21 protein-coding genes are annotated in these 21,762 nt (G+C 43.9%); 15 read left to right on the top strand and 6 right to left on the bottom strand.

Going from position 1 to position 21,762, the window contains the following annotated elements; translation table 11 throughout:
• Positions 1-15: 15 nt before the first annotated feature.
• Complete coding sequence (gene zwf, locus CES82_RS06925) at positions 16-1,488, bottom strand: glucose-6-phosphate dehydrogenase (protein ID WP_098824799.1); 1,473 nt, start codon at positions 1,486-1,488, stop codon at positions 16-18.
• 339 nt (positions 1,489-1,827) lie between these two features.
• The gene (locus CES82_RS06920; protein ID WP_098824797.1) at positions 1,828-2,331 is read right to left on the bottom strand and encodes a phosphatidylglycerophosphatase A; all 504 of its coding nucleotides are present in this window, start codon (positions 2,329-2,331) and stop codon (positions 1,828-1,830) included.
• Positions 2,332-2,456: 125 nt separating this feature from the next.
• Between CES82_RS06920 and folB the strand changes: the two genes are divergently transcribed.
• From folB to CES82_RS06860, 12 genes are all read left to right on the top strand, one after another.
• Positions 2,457-2,822, top strand: a complete 366-nt coding sequence (gene folB, locus CES82_RS06915; protein WP_098824795.1) for a dihydroneopterin aldolase — start codon at positions 2,457-2,459, stop codon at positions 2,820-2,822.
• A complete protein-coding gene (gene folK, locus CES82_RS06910) occupies positions 2,785-3,321 on the top strand; it encodes a 2-amino-4-hydroxy-6-hydroxymethyldihydropteridine diphosphokinase (RefSeq protein WP_098824793.1) in 537 nt (178 codons plus the stop codon). Before folB ends, folK begins: the two co-directional genes overlap by 38 nt.
• Positions 3,311-3,880, top strand: a complete 570-nt coding sequence (gene folE / locus CES82_RS06905) for a GTP cyclohydrolase I FolE (protein ID WP_098824791.1) — start codon at positions 3,311-3,313, stop codon at positions 3,878-3,880. Before folK ends, folE begins: the two co-directional genes overlap by 11 nt.
• The gene (locus CES82_RS06900; RefSeq protein WP_098824788.1) at positions 3,880-5,199 is read left to right on the top strand and encodes a bifunctional folylpolyglutamate synthase/dihydrofolate synthase; all 1,320 of its coding nucleotides are present in this window, start codon (positions 3,880-3,882) and stop codon (positions 5,197-5,199) included. The genes folE and CES82_RS06900 overlap by 1 nt, the downstream gene beginning before the upstream one ends.
• Before the next feature lie 2 nt (positions 5,200-5,201).
• Positions 5,202-5,786 carry a non-canonical purine NTP pyrophosphatase gene (locus tag CES82_RS06895; protein WP_098824786.1) on the top strand — a complete coding sequence of 195 codons (585 nt, stop codon included), beginning with the start codon at positions 5,202-5,204 and terminating at the stop codon, positions 5,784-5,786.
• A 3-nt stretch (positions 5,787-5,789) separates the two neighbouring features.
• Positions 5,790-6,935, top strand: a complete 1,146-nt coding sequence (folP, locus tag CES82_RS06890; protein WP_098824784.1) for a dihydropteroate synthase — start codon at positions 5,790-5,792, stop codon at positions 6,933-6,935.
• 367 nt (positions 6,936-7,302) lie between these two features.
• Positions 7,303-7,626: a chorismate mutase gene (locus CES82_RS06885; RefSeq protein ID WP_225364861.1), complete on the top strand. Its 324-nt coding sequence runs from the start codon at positions 7,303-7,305 to the stop codon at positions 7,624-7,626.
• Positions 7,627-7,640: 14 nt separating this feature from the next.
• Positions 7,641-8,807: a chorismate synthase gene (aroC, locus tag CES82_RS06880; RefSeq protein WP_098824781.1), complete on the top strand. Its 1,167-nt coding sequence runs from the start codon at positions 7,641-7,643 to the stop codon at positions 8,805-8,807.
• Positions 8,808-8,820: 13 nt separating this feature from the next.
• Positions 8,821-10,107, top strand: a complete 1,287-nt coding sequence (gene aroA, locus CES82_RS06875; protein WP_098824779.1) for a 3-phosphoshikimate 1-carboxyvinyltransferase — start codon at positions 8,821-8,823, stop codon at positions 10,105-10,107.
• Positions 10,108-10,120: 13 nt separating this feature from the next.
• The gene (locus CES82_RS06870; protein WP_098824778.1) at positions 10,121-10,987 is read left to right on the top strand and encodes a prephenate dehydrogenase; all 867 of its coding nucleotides are present in this window, start codon (positions 10,121-10,123) and stop codon (positions 10,985-10,987) included.
• Positions 10,984-11,511: a shikimate kinase gene (locus CES82_RS06865; protein WP_098824776.1), complete on the top strand. Its 528-nt coding sequence runs from the start codon at positions 10,984-10,986 to the stop codon at positions 11,509-11,511. Before CES82_RS06870 ends, CES82_RS06865 begins: the two co-directional genes overlap by 4 nt.
• Positions 11,512-11,522: 11 nt before the next feature.
• Positions 11,523-11,774: a hypothetical protein gene (locus tag CES82_RS06860; protein WP_098824774.1), complete on the top strand. Its 252-nt coding sequence runs from the start codon at positions 11,523-11,525 to the stop codon at positions 11,772-11,774.
• Between the two features lie 96 nt (positions 11,775-11,870).
• On the opposite strand, the gene CES82_RS06855 is transcribed toward CES82_RS06860, so the two are convergent.
• The 3 genes from CES82_RS06855 to CES82_RS06845 all read right to left on the bottom strand — a co-directional run bounded on the left by CES82_RS06855 (position 11,871) and on the right by CES82_RS06845 (position 17,359).
• The gene (locus tag CES82_RS06855; RefSeq protein ID WP_098824772.1) at positions 11,871-14,084 is read right to left on the bottom strand and encodes an alpha-galactosidase; all 2,214 of its coding nucleotides are present in this window, start codon (positions 14,082-14,084) and stop codon (positions 11,871-11,873) included.
• A 53-nt stretch (positions 14,085-14,137) separates the two neighbouring features.
• Positions 14,138-16,090 carry a sugar MFS transporter gene (locus tag CES82_RS06850; RefSeq protein WP_225364860.1) on the bottom strand — a complete coding sequence of 651 codons (1,953 nt, stop codon included), beginning with the start codon at positions 16,088-16,090 and terminating at the stop codon, positions 14,138-14,140.
• A 231-nt stretch (positions 16,091-16,321) separates the two neighbouring features.
• Complete coding sequence (locus CES82_RS06845; RefSeq protein ID WP_098824770.1) at positions 16,322-17,359, bottom strand: LacI family DNA-binding transcriptional regulator; 1,038 nt, start codon at positions 17,357-17,359, stop codon at positions 16,322-16,324.
• A gap of 289 nt (positions 17,360-17,648) precedes the next feature.
• Between CES82_RS06845 and CES82_RS06840 the strand changes: the two genes are divergently transcribed.
• From CES82_RS06840 to CES82_RS06830, 3 genes are all read left to right on the top strand, one after another.
• Entirely contained in the window at positions 17,649-18,428 is a 780-nt protein-coding gene (locus CES82_RS06840; protein WP_098824768.1) for an Ig-like domain-containing protein, read from the top strand.
• Between the two features lie 157 nt (positions 18,429-18,585).
• Positions 18,586-19,614, top strand: coding sequence for a zinc-binding alcohol dehydrogenase family protein (locus CES82_RS06835; protein WP_098824767.1), 1,029 nt, complete (start codon positions 18,586-18,588; stop codon positions 19,612-19,614).
• Positions 19,611-20,768: an MDR family MFS transporter gene (locus CES82_RS06830; RefSeq protein ID WP_098824765.1), complete on the top strand. Its 1,158-nt coding sequence runs from the start codon at positions 19,611-19,613 to the stop codon at positions 20,766-20,768. The genes CES82_RS06835 and CES82_RS06830 overlap by 4 nt, the downstream gene beginning before the upstream one ends.
• A 232-nt stretch (positions 20,769-21,000) precedes the next feature.
• Here the strand turns inward: CES82_RS06830 and CES82_RS06825 are convergent, their stop codons facing one another.
• Positions 21,001-21,753 carry a nitroreductase family protein gene (locus CES82_RS06825; protein WP_098824763.1) on the bottom strand — a complete coding sequence of 251 codons (753 nt, stop codon included), beginning with the start codon at positions 21,751-21,753 and terminating at the stop codon, positions 21,001-21,003.
• Positions 21,754-21,762: the final 9 nt, after the last annotated feature.

Below are 21,762 nucleotides of genomic sequence, written 5' to 3'. Positions count from 1 at the left end.
TTTAAATTTGATTAATTATTTGTTTAAGCGGTATACCCATTGACGATGATCACGTTGAATCAGTTCGTCAGCAGATGCAGGGCCCATTGAACCTGGGGTGTAGTTAGGGAACTGTGGTTGTTGCAAGTCCCAAACCTTACGAATTTGGTCCACGAAGCGCCATGCGTAGGAAACTTCTTGCCAGCTTGAGAAGTTGGTACCGTCACCCTTCATAACGTCATGAAGTAAACGTTCGTATGGTTCTGGTGTTGCCTTTGAATCCTTAGCATCAACGAAGTAGTCCAAATTGATTGGTTCAGTTTGGAAACCTTGACCGTTAGTCTTAGCGTTCAGACGTAGTGAGAAACCAGCATGTGGTTCGATGTACATCGTCAAAACGTTAGCTTCAAGCGGTGCGTTGTGGTTTTGTGGGAATGAGAAGATGTCGATAAGTGGCTTTTTGAAGACAACATCCACGCGAGTGAACTTGTCAGCCAACATCTTACCAGTCCGGATGTAGAATGGGGTACCCGACCAACGGTAGTTATCAAACAATAACTTACCAGCAACGAAGGTATCGTTGTTTGAATCATGAGGAACATTGTCCTCATCACGATATGCGCGTTGGCTATCGCCGGCACCATATTGACCACGGACGAAGTTAGTTGAAGCTTCAGCAACGTTGTAAACTCGAAGTGAACGCAATGCCTTCACTTTTTCAGCACGGATATCAACATCGGTGAAGGAAACGGGTTGTTCCATGGCGAGTAAGCTGACGATTTGCATAATATGGTTTTGAACCATGTCACGTAAGGCACCAGAGTTGTCATAGTATGAAGCACGTTCTTCAACACCCAGTTTTTCAGATAAGGTAACTTGGATGTTGTCGATGTAACGGTTGTTCCAAAGAGATTCGATCAAAGTGTTACCAAAACGAACAGCTTCGATGTTTTGAATCATTTCCTTACCTAAGTAATGGTCGATCCGGAAGATTTGTTTTTCATCGAATGACTTGCTTAAGGCATCGTTTAATTGTTTAGCTGAGTCAAAGTCACGACCGAATGGTTTTTCAATCACAACACGGTCGAAGCCGTCAGTATCAGTTAAGCCTTCAGTCTTTAAGAAACCAGCAACAGTGCCGAAGAATGAAGGTGCAAGTGAAAGATAGAAGATCCGGTTGCCGTTCAATTCGTACTTCTTGTCTAATTCTTCTGCACGTTTTTTCAAGACTTGGTAATGTTCCTTGTCGGTAACATCATGTGCTTCGTAGACAAAGTGTGAAACGAACTTTTCAGCATCTTTATCAGTTTTAGCGGTTCCAAGTGACTTACGCACTTGGTCCCGGAATTGTTCATCGGTTAATTTTTCACGAGAAGTTCCGAGAACACCAAAATGTTCTCTTAAAGTTCCCTTTTTATATAAGTTATACATGGAAGGATAAAGTTTCCGGTAAGCTAGGTCACCAGTCCCACCGAAGAAGATAAATAGTGAAGTTCTTTCTGCAGCCAATACAGTCACTCCTTAAATTTTATGAGGTAAAGTAGTCATTGACGAATGCGCCGTAGACAAAACAATATCGTCTAGACCACTCGTGTCGAAATTATTATATAACAAATTCCTAGTAAAAAAAGGGAATTAAGAAAAGTTTCTTAAACAAGTTCATCGCTCAAATGAAATATCAGCTATAAAGCCTTATGAAAAAAGCTTTCATATAAAACGACAATTTTGAAAGAAAATTTTAGAAAACAAAATATCAACTTGTAAATGACCTTCATTTTACCTGAAACAGCTCAACAAGCCAATTAAGAACTCTCACTTTAACGACATTGTAAAGATGATATTAGACCATTAAGCATATTTGTGGGCTAGTTTAGCACCCGCAGCAGCTGCGATAGCCGCAATAATATCGTCTAAGAAGGTATTGACTCCCTTACCTTGAACTGTATCTAATCGCTTTAGAATACCGTGTTTTTCACGATCGAGGTAGCCAAAATTAGTGGTCGCAATCTTACCGTAAATACCGGAGATGCCCCCTTCAGCCAGCAGTTCATCTACACCGAAGACCCCCGCGTCGTTTTCAACGATGCTTTGCAACGGTTCAGGTAGTTCTTTTTTAGTTGCTAATTGATCCAGGGCAATCCCCACCATAGCATTGTTCATGACTTCCCGTTTATGAAGCACGTCAATAACGGCTGACATAGCTTCTTCTTCCTTCAGTTCGGGAATGAATTGCAACTGCATCTGATAGGTGATTGACGCAATGTCCTCGAGCTTGATATTTTTGCTTTCGAAGTAAGCGATGATACTGTCATAGGCGGCAGTATCTGGATACTTAAAGTTTCGGTTATTCAACTTCATCATCCTTTCGAAAAGACGTTACTTCCAGTGTACCAAAAAAGGGAGCTGATAGGTGTTTAAACCTGTAATAGATGGTAAAATAGAAACAATTTAGTCGCATTTAGAGAAGGGGTGGCATCATGGGCGTTATTCGAATTAATAATCTAAAGTTTCATACCTTTAACGGTGTATTTCCTGAAGAACGAAAGAATGGTCAGCAATTGGCTATTGATGTTGCCTTGAACTATCCAATTGAAGCTCGGGTTCAACATGATGAGTTAGACGAAACAATTAGCTATGCGGATGTTAATACTACCATTGATAAGTTTGTTCATACGCATTCTTATAAGTTGATTGAATCACTTGCTAATGAACTTTTAAAGCTGTTGTTAAAGGATTTTCCAATGGCGACCAAGATCACGCTTAAAATTCGTAAGTACAGTGTTCCCATGCCAGGAATTTTTGATAATGTCGAAATTGAAGTGTCAGGTGAAAATCGTGAGTGAGCAAGTTTATTTAAGCATCGGGTCAAATATTGGTGATCGATTGGCCAACTTAACGCAAGCAGTTAACTTACTTCAAGCTGACCCAGCTGTTCAAGTTAAAGCCGTTTCTTCGGTTTACGAAACGCAGCCGTGGGGCAATTTGGATCAAGCTAATTTTTATAATATCGCTGTGTCACTCACCACTGCGCTTGATCCGCAAGCGTTATTGACTTTGCTTCATGACATTGAGCAAGCAGGTCATCGGCGGCGGTTAAAGCATTGGGGACCCCGAACAATTGATTTAGATATTGTCTATTGGGGTGATCGCCAGATTGAGACACCGGACTTAACTGTGCCGCATCCACGGGCATCTGAACGTAACTTTGTATTACTGCCAGTACAGGAAATTGCTGGTCATGATTTGAAAGTGAAGGTCCAAGTAGAGGCTGCCTTACAGCAAAAAGCAGATCAGAGTTGGATTAAAAAAGTAGAAGGGGTCACCATAAACTATGATAAATGACGCAAATCAGAAAAAAATTGAACAAGCAGTAAAGATGATTTTGGAGGCCGTTGGCGAAGATCCTGATCGTGACGGTCTCGTTGAAACGCCGGGTCGTGTTGCCCGGATGTATAGTGAAGTCTTTTCGTCAGTTAACGCGCCGGCATTTGATAACTACAAACTCTTTCCAGTGGACGAAACCACTGAAATGGTGCTGATCAAAGATATTTCCTTTTACTCCATGTGTGAACATCACCTGCTGCCATTTTTCGGGACAGTAGACGTGGCTTACATCCCTAACCATCAGCGAGTAATGGGACTTAGTAAGATTCCTCGATTGATTGACTACTGTGCTAAGCGGCCAAACGTGCAGGAGCGGATGACGGTCAACATTGCTAAAGAGCTGACGCGGATTCTTGACCCACAAGGGATTGCAGTCTCGGTCTCGGCTCGGCATATGTGCATGGAAATGCGCGGCGTTGAAAAGACGGGCAGTCAAACCGAAACCAGCTATTATACTGGTGCATTCAAGACCGACCGTGAATTAAAACAGGAATTCTTGCAACGAATTAACGGGTGATGGCAATGAATCAAAACACTGTTCATGATATGTATGTTCAATTAATTGATCAGTTCAATCAAGCGCGATTAGTGGGCGATAATAACCGGGTGCCGTTACTGCGGAAAATTGTGGCCGCTCTGGACGATCCGGATCAGCACTACCATGTTATCCACATTGCTGGCACCAATGGTAAAGGGTCTACTGGCGCAATGTTGAGTGCTATTTTGGAGGCGCAAGGTTATCAAGTGGGCCGGTTTAACAGCCCTGCCATTTTAAACGACCGGGAGCAAATTCAGTTTAATCATCAGTGGATCACAGAAGCTGCCTTTATTGATAGTTATAACGAAATTAAACCAGTGGTGAAGCGGCTTGGAATGGCCACCACTGATATTTCAATCTTTGAATGGCAGTTTTTGATCAGTCTTATTTGGTATCGCAATCAACGGGCTGACTACGTGATTTTAGAAGCCGGTCTGGGCGGCTTAACGGATGCCACTAATGCAATTAGTGCACCGCAGCTGACGGTGTTTACGAAGATTGCCATGGACCACATGCAGATTTTGGGCGATACACTGACGAAGATTGCAACTCAAAAATCGAAGATCATTAAGTCCGGAACTTCCGTGGTAACCCTTTATGATCAGAAACCTGAAGTCTTCAAGGTGCTACAAAATGAAGCGCAAAATCAAGGGGTTTCTTTGACCGCTCCCAAAACGGAAGCTGCCGTTTTAGCTCGTAGTTTCACTGGTATGACGGTCGATCTACATAGCGATTTATTTAACTGGTCAGCGCTTAAACTCAATCTGGCCGGTGATTTTCAGGTGCAGAACTTAACCCTCGTTTTAACGGCAGTCGCAGTGCTAAAGCGACATCATGTTCGCATAACGGATGAAGCTTTAAGAGCTGGTTTGCAGCAAATTCAGCTGCCAGATCGGTTAACAGTCATCTCGCAGCACCCACTAATTGTTGTTGATGTGGCCCATAATCCTGATGGCATGACGGCGTTGACAAATAGTCTAAAGCGGTTAGCAGAACAGTATTCACTGACGTGGGTGGTGGGTTTTTTAGCTGATAAAGCAGTGACACCTATGCTGCAGCTGCTATTACCATTGGCAAACCATGTGTTGACGGTCACGCCAGATAATCCTAAACGAGCGTTACCGGGCGATGAGTTGGCTAGTCAGATACGAATCCTTTCCCCTGAGGTTGATGTTCAGATGATGTCTAGTATGCCGCAAGCCATGCAAACTGCTCGGGAAACACTGCCCCAAAACGGTATGATCGTGGTGGCTGGATCCTTTTACGTGGCTCGCGAACTAGCAGCGATGGAGGGCTGAACATGACTGAATGGCTGATTGCATCAAATAATGAGTTTAAAACACGCGATTTGATTAAATGTTTGGCGTTCTATGGGATTCAGGCAATTCCCTATACAAATGAGCTGCCTAAGTTGAATTTTCCAGCAGAACAAACTGACAGTTATGCGGCCAATGCATTGCATAAAGCCCAATTTTTAGCCAAGCAAACGACTAAGGGTGTTATCGCTGATGATAGTGGGATTGAAGTCAATGCGCTTGGTGAGCATTTAGGTGTCACCACCAAAAGAGAACTGCATCAAGACGTGTCCCATAGCGATAATCAAACCATTTTAAACGCTATGCAGGGTCAGGATGATCGCCGAGCGACAATGGTCAGTACGTTGGTGGCTATTGCGCCGGGTCAAGCACCAGTGACCGCAGTTGGGCGTGTTAGTGGTACCATAGCAACGCAAACCCGCGGAACGAATTCCACCGGATTTGATAAACTATTTATTTTACCCCATCAGCAATGCACACTAGCTGAGATGTCTGATGAGAAACGATTACCACTGACCCATCGAGGTCGTGCAGCTAAGCAATTAGCAGCAGAATTGAGAGGAGTTTAATTCATGCAAATTCGAGAATTGACTGACCAGTTTCAAGAAGCGACTGATTTTCAGAGTCAGGCCTTGTTTCAGCTAGCCCAGCAGCAACGATTGATTGCGCTGTTTTTTACGTCACTTGCAGTGTCAGAACAGACGGAACTGCAAAAACGGTTACGCCAATTGGATGCTGTCATGGTGGTGAGCGACGGCGATATTTTTGGACTATTAAAACTACCGGCACTGCGGTTGTTGACTCAGCATTGGTCGACTTGGTTTTCGGATGATCATACTGGTGAACAAACCTTAAAGCGAATTTTGACCAAGCACGATTTAGATTGGCAGGTTGCTGGTAAACGGTTTAAACTTCGTGATACCTCAATGATTTACGGGATTATGAACATTACGCCTGATTCATTTTACGATGGCGGTCGGTATACGACCATGGATACGGTGCTGGCTCACGTTTCGGAAATGCTAGAAGCGGGGGCAGACGTCATCGAAGTTAATGGGCAAACAACTCGGCCAGGGTACACTGAAGTGACGCCTGAAGTTGAAATGGAACGGACAATTCCGTACATTAAAGCGATTGCCAGTCATTTTCCTGAAGCGGTACTGGCTATCGATACTTATAAAGTACCCGTAATGGCAGCCGCTATTGATGCTGGAGTAGCGATTATTAACGATGTGAATAGCTTTACGGATGATCCTGCCAAGCTAAAATTGATGGCGCAATCTAATGTGGGCTTATTGACGATGCTGAATGGCCGCAACTTTGACTTTAAAATCATGACGGATGAAGCTCATCAGTTTTTTGAAGATAATTTAAATACTCTCACTGCGGCGGGAATTGATCGTGACCGTATCGCCATTGACCAAGGGTTAGGCTACGCTAACGTTCAGGTTAAAAATGACGATCAAGATTACGTCATTATGAATAACACGGATCAGTTCAATGACCTTGAACGGCCGATGATGGTGGCCGTTTCGCGGAAGGGTTACATGGCTAAGTTGTTGGGCCTGAAGAAGGATGAACGCTTACCGATGACGTTAGTGAGTGAAGTGGCCATGATTCAAAAGGGCGGTAAAATTATTCGTGTACACGATGTGAAAGAAACCCGTCAAATGGTAACCTTGCTTGATCGCATCAATCAGGGTTACTGGTTAGCCTAGCAATCTCGACTGGCTTGTTGCTTGTCAGGCTAAAAGTTCACAAAGTGAGAATACAATAAAATGTTGACTAAAATTTCTCAATATGTTTTAATGAAAACAATCTAAATGAGAAGGGATCAATGACAATGACGACACAGTTAGCTCAAGTTAATGCGTATTGGTACGGTTATTACTTTAGTTAGCGTCCGCAACTTTAAATGCGGACGCTGAAGCAATCGCGTTCGCGTCTAAAGCAAGCCGTCAATTTGTCGTGCCAGCTAGACGTGAAGATACTAGCTGGACCATGATTGATTCCATAAAGGAAGCAATGAAGCCAGCTAGGTTGTCTAGCTGGCTTTTTTCGTACCAAAATTAAGGAGTGACTAAAATGATGGAAACAAATGAAAATGATTCAGGCGCGTGGCAACCCAATGAATTAACTGCCGCCCGTCAGCAGATCAACGATATTGATGACCAAATCGTGAAACTTTTAGCACAACGCTTTGAGGCCGTCACGAAGGTAAATGAAGCTAAGGCAGCTGCCAATCTACCGATTATGGATCACAACCGGGAAGACCAGGTACTCGACCGGGTGACAAGCATGGATCCTAATCCGGGAACGAAGCTCTATATGCGCAATATTTTTGCAACCATCATGAAAAACTCTAGGGACTATCAAGACTACTTAACAAAAACTAACCAAGCACACTAAAAGGGGATTATAAGATGAATTATTTAACAGCGGGAGAATCTCACGGACCGCAACTGACAGGGATTATTGAAGGTTTACCAGCTGGCTTATTGTTGGATATTGACGCCATTAACGACCAGTTAGCTGCTCGGCAAGGCGGCTATGGCCGTGGCAGTCGTCAAAAAATTGAACACGATCAAGTGACCATTGTTGGCGGTGTTCGCCACAAGAAGACCATGGGCTCACCAATTGCGCTAGTAGTTAACAACCGGGATCATGCACATTGGGGTAAAATCATGGACCCAGTGGCGGATGAGACGGCGGAAAATTCACTGCGAACGGTGGAACGCCCACGTCCAGGACACGCTGATCTGGTTGGTGGGATGAAGTACAACCATCGTGACCTGAGGAACGTTTTGGAACGCTCCAGTGCTCGAGAAACAGCGATGCGAGTTGCCATTGGTGCCATCTGTGAACAGTTCCTGCAGCAACTAGGAATCGACATTGTGGGCTACGTCCAGCAGATTGGTCCCGTTGCTGCGGATGATCAATCACCATTAGATGTTGCTCAAATCAAGGACTTAATCAGTCAAAATGATTTACGTGTGGTGCAAGCAGATAAAGTCGACGAAATTCACACGCTGATTGATAAAACGAAAAAGGATGGCGACACTCTGGGCGGTATTGTTAGAGTCGTAGCCACCAACGTCCCAGCAGGATTAGGCAGCTACATTAGCTGGGATACGAAGTTAGATGGTAAGATTGCAGCCGCGGTCATGGGTGTCAACGCCATGAAGGGTGTTGAAATTGGTGATGGCTTTAAGGCGGCCACTAGTTTTGGCAGTCAAGTAATGGATGAAATCGACTGGCACGAAGGTGAGGGCTTTACCCGTGAATCCGATCACTTAGGCGGATTTGAGGGTGGCATGACTAACGGGATGCCGGTGATCGTTAAAGCAGCGATGAAGCCAATTCCAACGCTATACAAGCCACTGCAAAGCGTCGATGTTGAAACCAAAGAAGTCAAGAAGGCCAGTGTTGAACGCTCTGATACCACAGCAATCGTACCTGCTTCTATCGTTATCGAAAGCGTGGTTGCCATTGAATTAGCTAAGGCCATCACAGATACCTTTGATGGCAGTAATATGACACGTCTAAAGGCCCAGTTAAAGGCTTACCGAGAAGAACTGAAAAACTACTAAGGGGGGATCAGCCTTGAGAACACTAAAAAGTCAACCAGCAAAGGGATTGCATGGTGAATTGACGGTTCCTGGTGATAAGAGTATTTCTCACCGGGGTATTATGTTAGGGGCAATCAGTGAAGGAACCACTACACTGACGCATTTTCTGACTTCTGCGGACTGCCTATCAACATTAGCTGCTTTTCAGCAGTTAGGTGTACCGATCGAACGCGAAGGGACTACGGTGACGGTTCATGGTGTTGGCCTGCACGGATTAAAGGCCAGCGAGGAACCCCTTGATATGGGGAATTCTGGCACCACCACTCGACTGATTATGGGCCTATTAGCCGGTCAGCCATTTAGCACGACTTTGATTGGTGATGCCTCCTTGTCTAAGCGGCCTATGCGACGAGTGAGTGATCCGCTGGCAGCCATGGGCGCTGACATTACCACCACAGATGGGCATTTACCGGTGACCATCAACGGTGAAAAATTGCACGCAGTTGATTATCAGCTTAAAGTGGCCAGTGCGCAGGTGAAGAGTGCGCTGATTTTAGCGGCTTTGCAGGCAGATGAACCCTCAACATTGACGGAATTGTTACCGACTCGGGACCATACGGAACGGATGTTGACAGCTTTTGGCGGCGAGATTACTACGGCGTCTGATGGGTTAACCATCACCGTTCAGCCACAGCCGCAGCTAAAGGGCCAATCGATGACGGTGCCTGGTGATATGTCATCGGCTGCCTTCTTTATGACGGCGGCGAGCCTTGTGCCAGGATCTCAAATTACGTTAAAAGATGTTGGCCTGAATAAAACCCGGACTGGGTTACTGGATATTTTAAACGTCATGGGTGGGGATGTTTCAGTCGAATCTGAACCTACTGACGGCGAACCGATTGGTGATCTCACGATTCGATCGGCCAATTTGAAGCCCATCGATATTGGTAAGGCGCAAATTCCAGCGGTGATCGATGAATTACCATTGGTAGCACTTTTAGCTGCCAAAGCTGATGGAATCAGCCGAATTACTGGTGCTGAAGAGTTAAGGGTCAAGGAAACCGACCGTATTAGTGCCATTGTGACTGAGTTTAAGAAGCTAGGCATCGATATTGAAGAATTACCAGATGGCTTCGTTATTGATGGGCGCAAACCGTGGCACGTCGTTGATCCAGTTCTAGATGCCCATGATGACCACCGGATCGGTATGGTGATTGGAATTGCAGCGTTACTGGTTGATCAACCTTTGCAGTTGAAGGGTGCTGACAGTGTTCGAATTTCCTATCCAGAATTTTTCGATGATCTAGACAAACTACTGTAATGAGGTGATTGGCATGACAACGGTATTGATAAGCGGTTTGGGGCTGATTGGCAGTTCATTGGCTCGAATCATGAAGAAAAGTGACCTGCAGCCAACAATTTTAGGGGACGATCCCAACGATGATACCAGCCAGTTTCTGCTGGGTCAGGGGATCATTGATGAACGGGTGACGCTGTTAAAAGCAGCTTCACGCGCGGATATCATTGTGCTCGCTGGCCCAGTTTCAGTGATTATTGATCAATTAGCACGATTAGCTAATGTAACATTAAAACCAGGTGTGCTGGTGACGGATGTTGGTAGCACCAAAACGCAGGTCATGGTTGCGTCACAGCCCATACAGAAGCAACACGTCGGCTTCATGGGTGGTCATCCCATGGCCGGCTCGCATAAAACGGGTGGCCGAGCTGGCCGCGAAGATTTATTTGATAACGCTACATATTTCATCGTCGACGGTTCCCAGACCACGGCCCAAACTGCACAATTTAAAGCCTGTCTCAAACCGGCAAAATTACGCTGGGTGAATGTGTCTGCTAAGGCACATGATGGCTTAGTCAGCGAAATTAGCCACGTACCGCACGTGTTAGCAGCTAACCTGGTCAACACTGCTGATCATCAGTTAAAACATGACTCAGTTGGACTCAGTGCCGCTGCGGGTGGCTTTAAAAGTACGACTCGGATTGCTGGGTCTGACCCGACCATGTGGACAGCCATCATGCTAAGCAACTCTGAGGCTATTAGTGAACAGCTAACAACTTATATGGATCAGTTAAAGCAGATTCAAGAAGCCATTGAAGCGCATGATACCGAAAAGATTTATCAATTCTTTGCGCATGCCAAGACAGTTAGAGAACGTTTGGATCAAGGAGAGAAGAAACAATGAGAGCGATTTTAGTTGGTTTCATGGGTAGCGGCAAAACCACTGTCGGCGAGCTGTTAGCCCAACGGCTGCACCTCACTCATCGGGATTTGGATGACGTGATTGTGGAACGTGCTGGCAAAACAATTCAACAAATTTTTGACGATGAAGGCGAGACTGCCTTTCGCCAACTGGAACACGATGTTTTAGCTGACACGCTTGTGAATAGTAAAGGCATTTTATCGACGGGCGGCGGGACACCGATTCAAACGGCGAACTATGAGCTGTTACGTAAAAGCGATGTGCCAGTTATTCTACTCAACGTTAAGCCGGAGACGGTTTTATCCCGGCTATCGGATGATGGGCAACGACCGTTAGTCAAAGAACTTGGTGTCGATGGCTTACTTGGTCTGAAACAAAAGCGGGATGCCAGGTACCATGAAGTGAGCGATGTGGAAATTGATACGGATGATCTGACACCAGCCGAAGTTGTCGATGCCATTTTAGCAAGCGCTCATTTGACAAGTGACAGTCATGATGCCGTATAGGTGATTTCAAGATGGAATTAATTAGTATTTCGTTAGCTAAATTGGACCAGATGAAGCGTCAGCGTTACAGTGATGGGACGGGGATCAATTATCTGGTCAATAAAAGCCCATTTCGAGAAAATCAGTATGGTGTTCACCTAGAGCTAGTAGACAGCGATGGTAAAGTGTATCAAAAAATTGAAGTGTATTTTAAACCTGATCAGTTAATTTCCGAACCCTTTGAGGCTAATGGACGGCAGTATCGAATAACGTTGGTGAAGTAATTTTGGTGCGGATAATGGATTTGCAAAGGTAACTAAAAAACGGCTAGTCATCGATTCCCATTCCGGAAACCGATGACTAGCCGTTTTTAGTTGCTATTAGTCTTTGACTGCGTTAACCATAAAGAGCTGTGACTTAAAATCACCCTCTGAAGCGCCTTGCATCGCGTCAGGGTGAAGCATTAGGCCGGCGTTCATTAATTCAGCGCCATAAAACTGTTCCGTTAATTGATTGACGGTATATAACTGATCAGGAATCAATCCCCGAAACTTCAACCGTTGGTATGGACCGTTAGGATGGTTCAAGATTTGATACCAGCCAGCAACGGCCTTTTGCTGATCCGCACTGACGACTTCCCAACTGACGATATTGCCTTGTTTTTCGAAGGGGCTATCAATTCGATAAAACTTGCCAAATTGGAATAACTGCCGGTATTGTTTGTAAAAAGCAACTTGTGAGGCGACCTGTTGCTGTTCCTCTTCAGTCAGCTTGGTAATGTCGAGTTCATAGCCCAAGTCGCCAAAGAAGGCGACGTTTCCTCTAGTATCAAATGGCGTTTTTCGTCCCGTTTGTTCGTTAGGTACTGCTGAAACATGAGCGCCCATCATAGTTTGAGGGTAGCCGTATGAAGTTCCAAACTGAATCTTTAATCGCTCAACGGCATCGGTATCATCGCTGACCCATGCTTGCGGTGCATAATACATCATGCCTAGGTCATAACGACCGCCACCGGCTGCACAAGACTCGATTAAAACGTCTGGAAAGGCGGTAGTCACACGTTCGTATAGCTGATAAACACCTAACATATACCGATGGCCCATTTCCTGTTGCTGATGAGGTGGCAATTTTTGACCAAACATATCAGTAATGTTTCGGTTCATGTCCCATTTAATATAGTCTAAGCCCGTTTTCTTGATCATATTACCTACCATCTGGAAAACGTAATCGACAACTTCAGGACGGCTTAAATCTAAAACAAACTGGTTGCGGCTAGGTGTCTTTTGCCGATTAGGAGCGGCAATCAACCAGTCTGGATGCTGGGTGTAGAGCGTGCTGTCCATGGAAATCATTTCTGGCTCAAACCACAAGCCAAATTTCATGTCCATGTCGTGGACCTGGGTGACTAAGTGCGCTAAACCCTTCGGAAATTTCTTCGGGTTTTCGAACCAGTCGCCCAGTGAACTCCGGTCATTATTCCGGTGGCCGTACCAGCCATCGTCGAGGACAAACATTTCAATGCCAAGCTGCTTCGCTTTTTTCACAATTTTTAGCAGTTTTTCTTCATCAAAATCGAAGTAAGTGGCTTCCCAGTTATTGATTACGATTGGTCGCTGCTTCTGCGCGAAGCGGGGGTTAACCAAGTGTTTCTGATAGAAATCTGCCATTTGCTGACTCAATTGATTCATCCCGTTTGACGTATAACTCATGATTGCTTCCGGAGTTTGGAATGTTTTGCCAGCATCAATTTGCCAAGAAAACTCGTTTGGATTGATGCCAACTAAAATCCGGGTGGTATCATAGTGATCAACTTCAACTTGATCCATAAAATTACCAGAGTAAATCAGGTTGAAACCGAATGCTTCTCCCTGGTCATCAGTTGTCTGTGGTCTTGCTAAGATGAAGAACGGGTTTTGCTGGTGGCTGGATGCGTAACGCAAACTGCTGATACTTTGAACGCCACTTCGTAATGGTGTCCGAATCAGCTGACGTTCCCGGGTCCAAGCACCTGAAAACTGAATCATATCGTATGAGGCATCTGGTAAATCCAGTTCGCTGCTGTAAGCGGCCGTCAGAGTTACCGGCTGCTGACCATTATTTTCAAATTTGCTGCTACGTACCAGAATGTCCTGATGCGGAAAGATAGTGTAGTTCAGTTTTAAAGTCATTGCCGTCACTTTATCAGTTAGAACAATAGTTAATGTCTGAGAAGCGTCGCTGGTGTCATCAAAGGTCGATGGCATGTCTGGTAAGCGTTTCTTTCCAGCTGTCAGTTCATATTTACTAAACCTGAATTCAGAAATCCGACTGCCGTTTGCTTCCTCTACTTGATAAGCAGGATACCTAAAATCACCAGTACCCAGATCCGCATACTCCTGCTTGAGCATTTCCAGTTGAAAATCGGGCTGATCAAGTGATAGAGCGGGCATTGAGCCGCGTTCTTCACGTGTACTTAAGTTAACATAGTTTGCTTTAACCGGGATTTGCTTGCCGCAGTATAGCTGACCCAGTTCGCCATTCGACATGACATAAAAGATGTAGCTCATATTTGCCGTTTGCAAGTGAAATACGTTGTCATTAACAAAGATTGCCATGCGTTAAGCTTCCTTTCTAATGAATTACCTAGAGGTTAAGTGATTTAAATGGCTTATTCGGTAGGAGCGGAGAGGTTCAGAACTTCGTCGCCATGTTTAACACTGCCACTTTGCTTCAAATAAGTGAAGTCGCTAATCTTATCACCATTGGTAATTACGGCCATCACAGTATCATCATAGCCAGCTTTTTTCAAAATCAGTGGTGAAAATTCAATCAACAAGTCGCCTTGTTTAACGGTTTGCCCCTTCTTAATTTGACTGACAAAACCAGTTCCACGCATTTTCACTGTATCCACACCAATGTGAATCAGACTAAGCGTACCATTTGCAGCTTTTAAACCAACCGCATGCCGAGTAGGGAAGGTCGCTTCGATCACACCGTCAAAGGGTGCATAAACGTGACCATCACTTGGTTTGATGGCAAATCCTTTACCCATCTTGCCACTGGCAAAGTTGGTTTCGCCAACGCCGTTTAGAGAAACTAATTCACCATCAACTGGTGCAGTGTATGATAGTGTCTGACTATCGACATCCTGACGAATTTGACTCATTGATTCGTCATCACTACTCAAATGCTGGTGCCAAGTTTTTTCTAGTTCATCCACAATTTCCGCGTGTTCTTTTTCATCAAGCGTTACTTTCTTCCAAAAAGTAAATGTGCCAAGCAGAATGAGAATGGCAGGTACACCAAACATCATTAATTTAAAGACCATTTGACCATGTGTTGTGATATCACTAGCAGATGCACCACTGGTCATCCCGGCCCAAACGGCAGTTAAACCAACCACACCGTTAGAAACGGCACCACCAAATTTATCTAATAATGGCCGAACTGAAAGGGTCAGCGACTCGTCTCGGTGCCCATTCTTTAGTTGTCCATATTCAACGGAATCAGATAAAATCATCAGTACAACTAAGAAGATCAAGGTTTGAGGAACGTAGAACAAAACAGCGGCGGTTAGAACTAATGGTAATGAACTGCCGGCAAAGAAGAATAGCAAAACCCCAAATAGCATGACGATAATTGAGAGGAAGAATACGCGTCGACGACTAAACTTTTGTGCCAATGAAGGGAAGGTCAATACTGAGAAAATCCCAATAATTGCATTTAACGAAGCCAAAAAACTAAACTCAGCAGGCTTCCCCAAGATATACGTAAAGTAATATAGTTCGAGTGAGTTCAAAATAGCGATGCCTGTTGTATATAAGCAGTAAGTTAATGCCATCCACATTAATTGATCGTTACTCAACAAAACTTTGAAGACACCTTTGAAGGTCGTTTTTTCTTTGTTTTCACGTAATTCAGAATGTTTTTCCTTAGTGCCTAAGCCAACAGCGATTGCTGAAATCCAAGAAGTTAAGCCAATGATTACGGCGAAGAAGAACCAGCCTCGGTTATCACCTTGACCGTTGTTAGAGTTAACGGAGAAGAATAATACAAGTGGCATAACGATGATTCCGACGATGTTAGCACCAATGTTAGAGCCAACACGAGCGAAGGTAGCTGTTTTTTCACGTTCAGCGGAATCAAAGGAGATCGCTGGGATCATTGACCAGAAGCCAACGTCTTTAAACGAATAAAAAATATCCATCGTGATATAGAAAACCGCGAATAAGATTAAATATAAAATCGGGTTGGAAACGTTTAAGCCTCCCATATTAGTAAACAGGATGATTAACATCACGGAACCAACCGTTCCACCTGTGACCACCCAGGGTTTAAAGTGACCCCACCGGGTATTCGTGTTATCAATGGTGTTGCCAATGAACGGATCGATCACTAATTCAACGAATCTTAAAATCATGATGATGGTTGTAATATAGCCAATCATCCGAGCGTTTTGTCCGCCACTGCTCTTATCAAATAAATGAGAAGTAACAAACATAATGAAATAAGTTGATAATGTTGCATAAAACATATCATGCCCAAATGCACCAAACGAATAAGATAGTCTGGACGTGATTCGTTTACGCTTGTCTGACGGTGACATCGTAGTGTCTGCCATGAAAAAGCCTCCTAATAAAGTTAAAAGTAAGTATCTACATTTCTAAAAGTAAGCGTTTTCAAACGAAATGTCAATAATATTTATTAAATTTATTATTTATTGCATTGTATTTTAAACAAGTTTATTAAACTTAATTTGAGGGTTCTCTTATTGGCAGCCAACATACTGGATAGCATTAAAAAAGGCCGAAGCAAATGGTTAACTTCAAGCCTTTTAGATAATCTCTTGTTTCTATAACTCATTTTCTGTTTTTTCACGAATAGGGTAAGTGTCGCCTGTTCCTAATCTTCCGGGTATTTCAGTTCGAACTGACCAGTCACGATTCGTGGTGACTAGATTTTTGATTTGATTAATAGCGGTAATGCCGAGTTCTTCTTTCGGTAGCCATATGCTTGTTAACACTGGCGTTAGAAACGAGGCTAGTTTAATACCATCAAAACTAATGATCGATATATCCTTACCAGGCATGATGTTTTGTTCCCGCAGACCCTTCATCACACCAATAGCTAGTGGGTCAGAGGCAACTAGTAACGCACCAATTTTTGTCTGAGATTCAGATAATAATGCTTCAACTGCTGTTAAGCCCGCCTGGCTGGACCAAGACGTTAATTTAAGTAATTCTTTCTGCCGCTTGATTGCCGCCCAATCGTGGTAAGCCGATGTGCGTGGATCATCGACGACTTGTTCAACCGAACCGTTACTCCTTAATTCTAAGCGGTTACCGCCAATAAACGCGATTGGACCATCAGTATCTGCACTTAACTTATCCAAAGCCATGCGTGTTAAAGCATATAAATTAGTGCCGATGGTATCAACATGACTGTCATCGCTTTTGACATCGTCAATGATGACGATATTTTTGTTGTAGGCCTTAAACCGCATGATGGCGTTTGAGGACAGCGAACCTAAGATGATAACAGCATCAAAGTCGGCAACAACATTTGGTTTGATACCGTTTTGAATTCGAAAAATGTTTTGAATGGCAACTGACTCTTTGGCGGCGGTTTCGTAAATTCCCTTTCGGATGAAGTGCCAATATTCATCTTCGGTTTCTTCTTGCAATGTTAGTGTTGTAATCAGAGCGCACGTCAATACGTGCTGACTGGTCTCTTTGTGCTGAACTGGCTCATAGCCAACTTCGGCAGCAATCTTTTTAACTTTTTCGATTGTTTCAGAGGCAACTGCTTGTTTTTTGTTTGGATTTAATGCCCGTGAAACCGTTCCAGGGGAGACATTAGCCAGTTTTGCAATTTCTCTAATAGTTGGCATTTGCAGGCCACGCTTTCTAAAAAATAATTAAACAAATTAAACGAATTAAACATTTGCTATTATTATACAACGTTTCTTAATCTGGTAAAAGAAATACCTTTATTTGCCTTGCCCCTTTTGGGTATTTGATACTAGTAAATGGGACAAGGGGTGTCGCCGTTTTCAAAAAGATATTAAAAACTCCTAAAACCTTTTAATAATCACTAGCAACCTAGTGGCGAAGAGGTTATACTCGTCAATGCTATTAGAATTCGCTAGTTAAAGCGAATATACACAAGGAGAGACTCAAATGAAGAAATTAGTCGTTTTATCAGGTAGCTTAATTGCTGCATTTAGCTTGCTAGGAGCTGGCGCCATGACGCAGACTCAAGCATCAGCTAAGACAACTGTTGTTGCGGGCAGTCCTAGCCTGTCAATCAACAAAATTTACTCAAGTTCAACATCAGTATCAGGTAAGGCCAGCAAGGGTGTTAAGATCACTGTTGAAAACAGCAAGAAGAAACAAATTGCCAGTTCAACAGCATCTAAAACTACCGGTAAATACACTGTGAAGTTACCAGCTAAGCAAAAGGCAGGTACCAAACTTTACGTTTACGCCAAGGCTTCTAATGGGCATTACTTCTACCGAATCATGACGGTTCAAGCAACTGCGTCATCAAAGACTACGACTAAGAAGACTACTTCAACCAAGAAAACGACATCTTCAAAGACGACTTCAAAGACGACTTCAAAATCAAATACACCAAGCACACCAACAGGTACTTGGAAGTCAACCAGTAACAAAGGCTGGACGATGAAGTTTACTTTCAGTCAAAAAACTGGTTTGAATGAATATACTTACCAAGGTAAGAAATCAACTCACGTTTTGAAGAATGCACGTTACAGCGTTGATGCTAAGACACCTAGCTTCTGGAAGATCAGTGCCAGTGCTAAGGGCGGTGCCAAAGCGACCTTCTACATGCGCTTTAGCAGCAAGAAGCAATTTGTACTGGTAAACAGCAAGAACCAAGTAATTAACACTTCAGTTGGTAAAGCACCAGCTGGACACTATACATTTAAGTTACAATAAACAATAAGAGTGTACAAATAAGCACCATTCCGACAAAACGGGATGGTGCTTATTTGTTGTACCAGGTAGTCCACGCCAGCTCCCTAATTACTTGCTTACACGCCTTTGTTTGGTACAATCAGTTTAGGTCAAGAAATTAGAGGGGAGCGTATACATTATGAAAGCTATTGGCGTAACTGCAGATCAGCAGTTAATTAATTTCACGTTACCAAAACCCATCGCAAACTCTAATCAAGTGTTGGTTCAGGTGGATGCGGTATCGGTTAACCCAGTAGATACTAAGCTGAAAGAGGCGGTTAACGAAGCTACTGCGCCCAAAATACTGGGTTATGATGCAGTCGGCAAAGTGGTTGAAACGGGTAAAGAGGTTACCAAGTTCAAAGTTGGCGACCGAATTTTTTATGCCGGCAGTTCTCAGGTTGCTGGTGCCGATGCTGAGTACCAGTTGGTTGATGAACGGCTTGCCAGTCTAGCGCCACGGTCATTAACTGCAGCCGAGATTGCTGCCATGCCACTGACAGCTTTAACTGCTTATGAGCTGTTGTTTGAAAAAATGCAGTTTGTGGGTAAGGCTAACCAGAATCAAAAACGCACCCTACTAATTATCAACGGTGCTGGCGGCGTTGGTTCCATCATGACGCAGTTGGCACACTGGGCTGGTATCACCGTTCTGGCGACTAGCAGTCCTAAACATTTTGATTGGCTAAAACAAAATAAAGTCGATCACCCCTTAGATTACCATGGTGATCTGTTAAAGAGCATTCACGATTTAGGCTATACGTCACTTGATGGTATTGCCATTTTATATAATCCCGCAGATTACTTTGACTTAGCTGCTGAACTAGTGAAACCATTTGGGCACATTGGCTCAATCGTCGGTAGTCCGGTGGATTTACCGCTATACAAAATTAAAAATAAAGCTGCCAGTTTTGACTGGGAGTACATGTTTGCAAAAAGCGATGCGGATTATAACGTTAATAGTCAGGGGAAGACCTTGCAGTTGATTGCCCATCTGCTTGATCAAGGCGTTTTGACTTCCACGCTCACTAAAGTTTTAACGGATGGGATCAACGCAAAGAGTTTGACTCAAGCTCACAAACTGGTCAGCCAAGGCAAAGTTCACGGTAAGCTTGTCTTAACGGGTGAATTTAATGCATCAGCAGAGGGTCGGAGCGATCAGAAATGATTGCGACTAGGAAAGAAGTTCGTTTACCTTCATTATTCATTGCTAACCTAATGTTGAATACCGGTGCGGCGTTTATGTGGCCGCTAACGACGGTTTACATGAATAAAATGCTAGGGGAATCACTCACTACTGCGGGTGCCGTGTTACTGGTCATGTCGTTAATGATGATGGTGGGTAACTACATTGGCGGTGTTTTGTTTGATCGTTGGTCACCGTACTTAACGGGAATATTGGGTGCTGGCATATCACTTGTGGGAATGATTTTGCTGATCTTTTTCCACGGATGGCCGATTTTTGCTATTCTGCTTGTGATCGTCGGCTTTGGTGATGGTATCAGTTTGACTGTTGGCAATTCGTTTGCCGCAACCATCAAGAGTACGTCGATCCGCAAAGTTTTTAACTTGATGTACATTGCTTTAAACGTTGGTGTTGTCATCGGGACGTTACTGGTAGGTTATTTGCTGGATTATGGTGTGACGTTGGTTTTTGCGGTGACAACACTCTGCTACATCTTGCTTTTTGTTCTCATGCTGACTGAATTTAAAGTTGACGTGAATAGTACAAAGAGTGAGCGTCAAGAAAACGGGCAGGTACCAAAATTAAACTTACAAGCAATTTGGTGGATCTGCATAATGGTTTTTACCATCTACGCTAGTTATTCACTCTGGGAAAGCGTTCTGTCAGTGCACATGACGAATCTGCACATTCAGTTTAAGGATTATAGTTTCTTGTGGACCATGAACGGTTTTTTGATCGTGTTCGGACAGCCACTGATGAACCGGTTATTTAGTGGTCATCGATTAGCTACGCAAGTTGGACTTGGTGTTTCAATTTTTGCCCTGTCGTTTTTTGGCCTGATTTTTGCCAGTCAATATTCAGCCTTTGTGATCATTATGATTGTTTTGACGATTGGTGAAATGATTGGGTTTCCAGGTTTGCCAGCTTGGATCGATGGTCTAGCGGAAAACGGCAGTAAGGGAAAATACCAAGGTATGTATAACGTGGCGATTTCGCTTGGCAGAGCAATCGGACCGCTATTCGGTGGTTTGATGATTGACTATTTCAGCTATCAGGCGCTGTTTTTATGCGTGGGATTAGCCATGTTACTGTCACTTGGCTGTGTATTGGTCAGTCATCGGCGGCTATCTAAATAAAAAATGAGTGTGCGACAAAACTCAGTAGTTTCCAAAATTTAACGCAAATCATGCCTATCCCGGCAACTTTGTTGGGATAGGCATGATTTGCGTTAAATGGCCAGAATATAAGTTTGGGCGCACGATTAGGCTATATCAACGTGTCGAACTCACGGATACTCATGATCTAAATAAAAAATACTTGCCAATATAGACTTATGTCACAACCTTAATTTCAAGTAAATTTTCAATACTATAAGTCTATATTAAATCCCTGTTGTTTAATTACCTGAAGGAGTTCGGCTCGCAGCTTAGGGTCACGCTGCAGTTCCTGGACAATGTGCTGACTGAAAGTGGTGTTTTTCAAATGACTGTTGCGGTGAGCGTAGTAGTCAGCCGTCGTCGTGTCATAGGAAGCTAATTGTGAATCAAAATCATCTGGCAACGCGTATTGATTACTGAAGTGCATGAGCGGTTGCGGTAATCGTGGTTTTAGACCAGGTTGTTCTGCTGGATGACCAATGGCAATTCCCAACAGTGGAAAAGTCAGTTCTGGCAAGTTTAATAACGTGATGACCCGCTGTGAATGGTTCAAAATACTGCCCATGATCGTGCTGCCTAAACCCATACTTTCACCAGCAGTGACGATGGCCTCTGCTGCGATAGCAACGTCGAAGGTGCTGGCGAGAAACTTGTCAAAGGAGCGTAAAATCGTCGTATCGGCATGGGTAGCTTCAGCAATTTTCAAATTCCGGTGCTGATCGGCAACCAGCATAAAGTAGTGGCCGCTTTTTTCCAGCCAGTGGTGACCAGTAATATCTCCAAGTTCTTGTTTGATAGCTGGGTCAGTAATACTGATGATGCTGTATTGCTGGGCGAAGGTACTCGTAGCCGCGTGTTGAGCAGCCGTTACTAAGGTAGTAACTTCCTCGTCAGTCAGCGGCTGGTCGGTAAACTGGCGAATACTGCGATGTTGATTAAGTAGGTTTAAAATATTGTTAGACAAAATGTCGTC

This window comes from Secundilactobacillus silagincola, assembly GCF_002583405.1.
Classification (GTDB): domain Bacteria; phylum Bacillota; class Bacilli; order Lactobacillales; family Lactobacillaceae; genus Secundilactobacillus; species Secundilactobacillus silagincola.
Note: the sequence above shows the minus strand (reverse complement) of the source record. Positions and strands in the feature narration are given on the sequence as shown.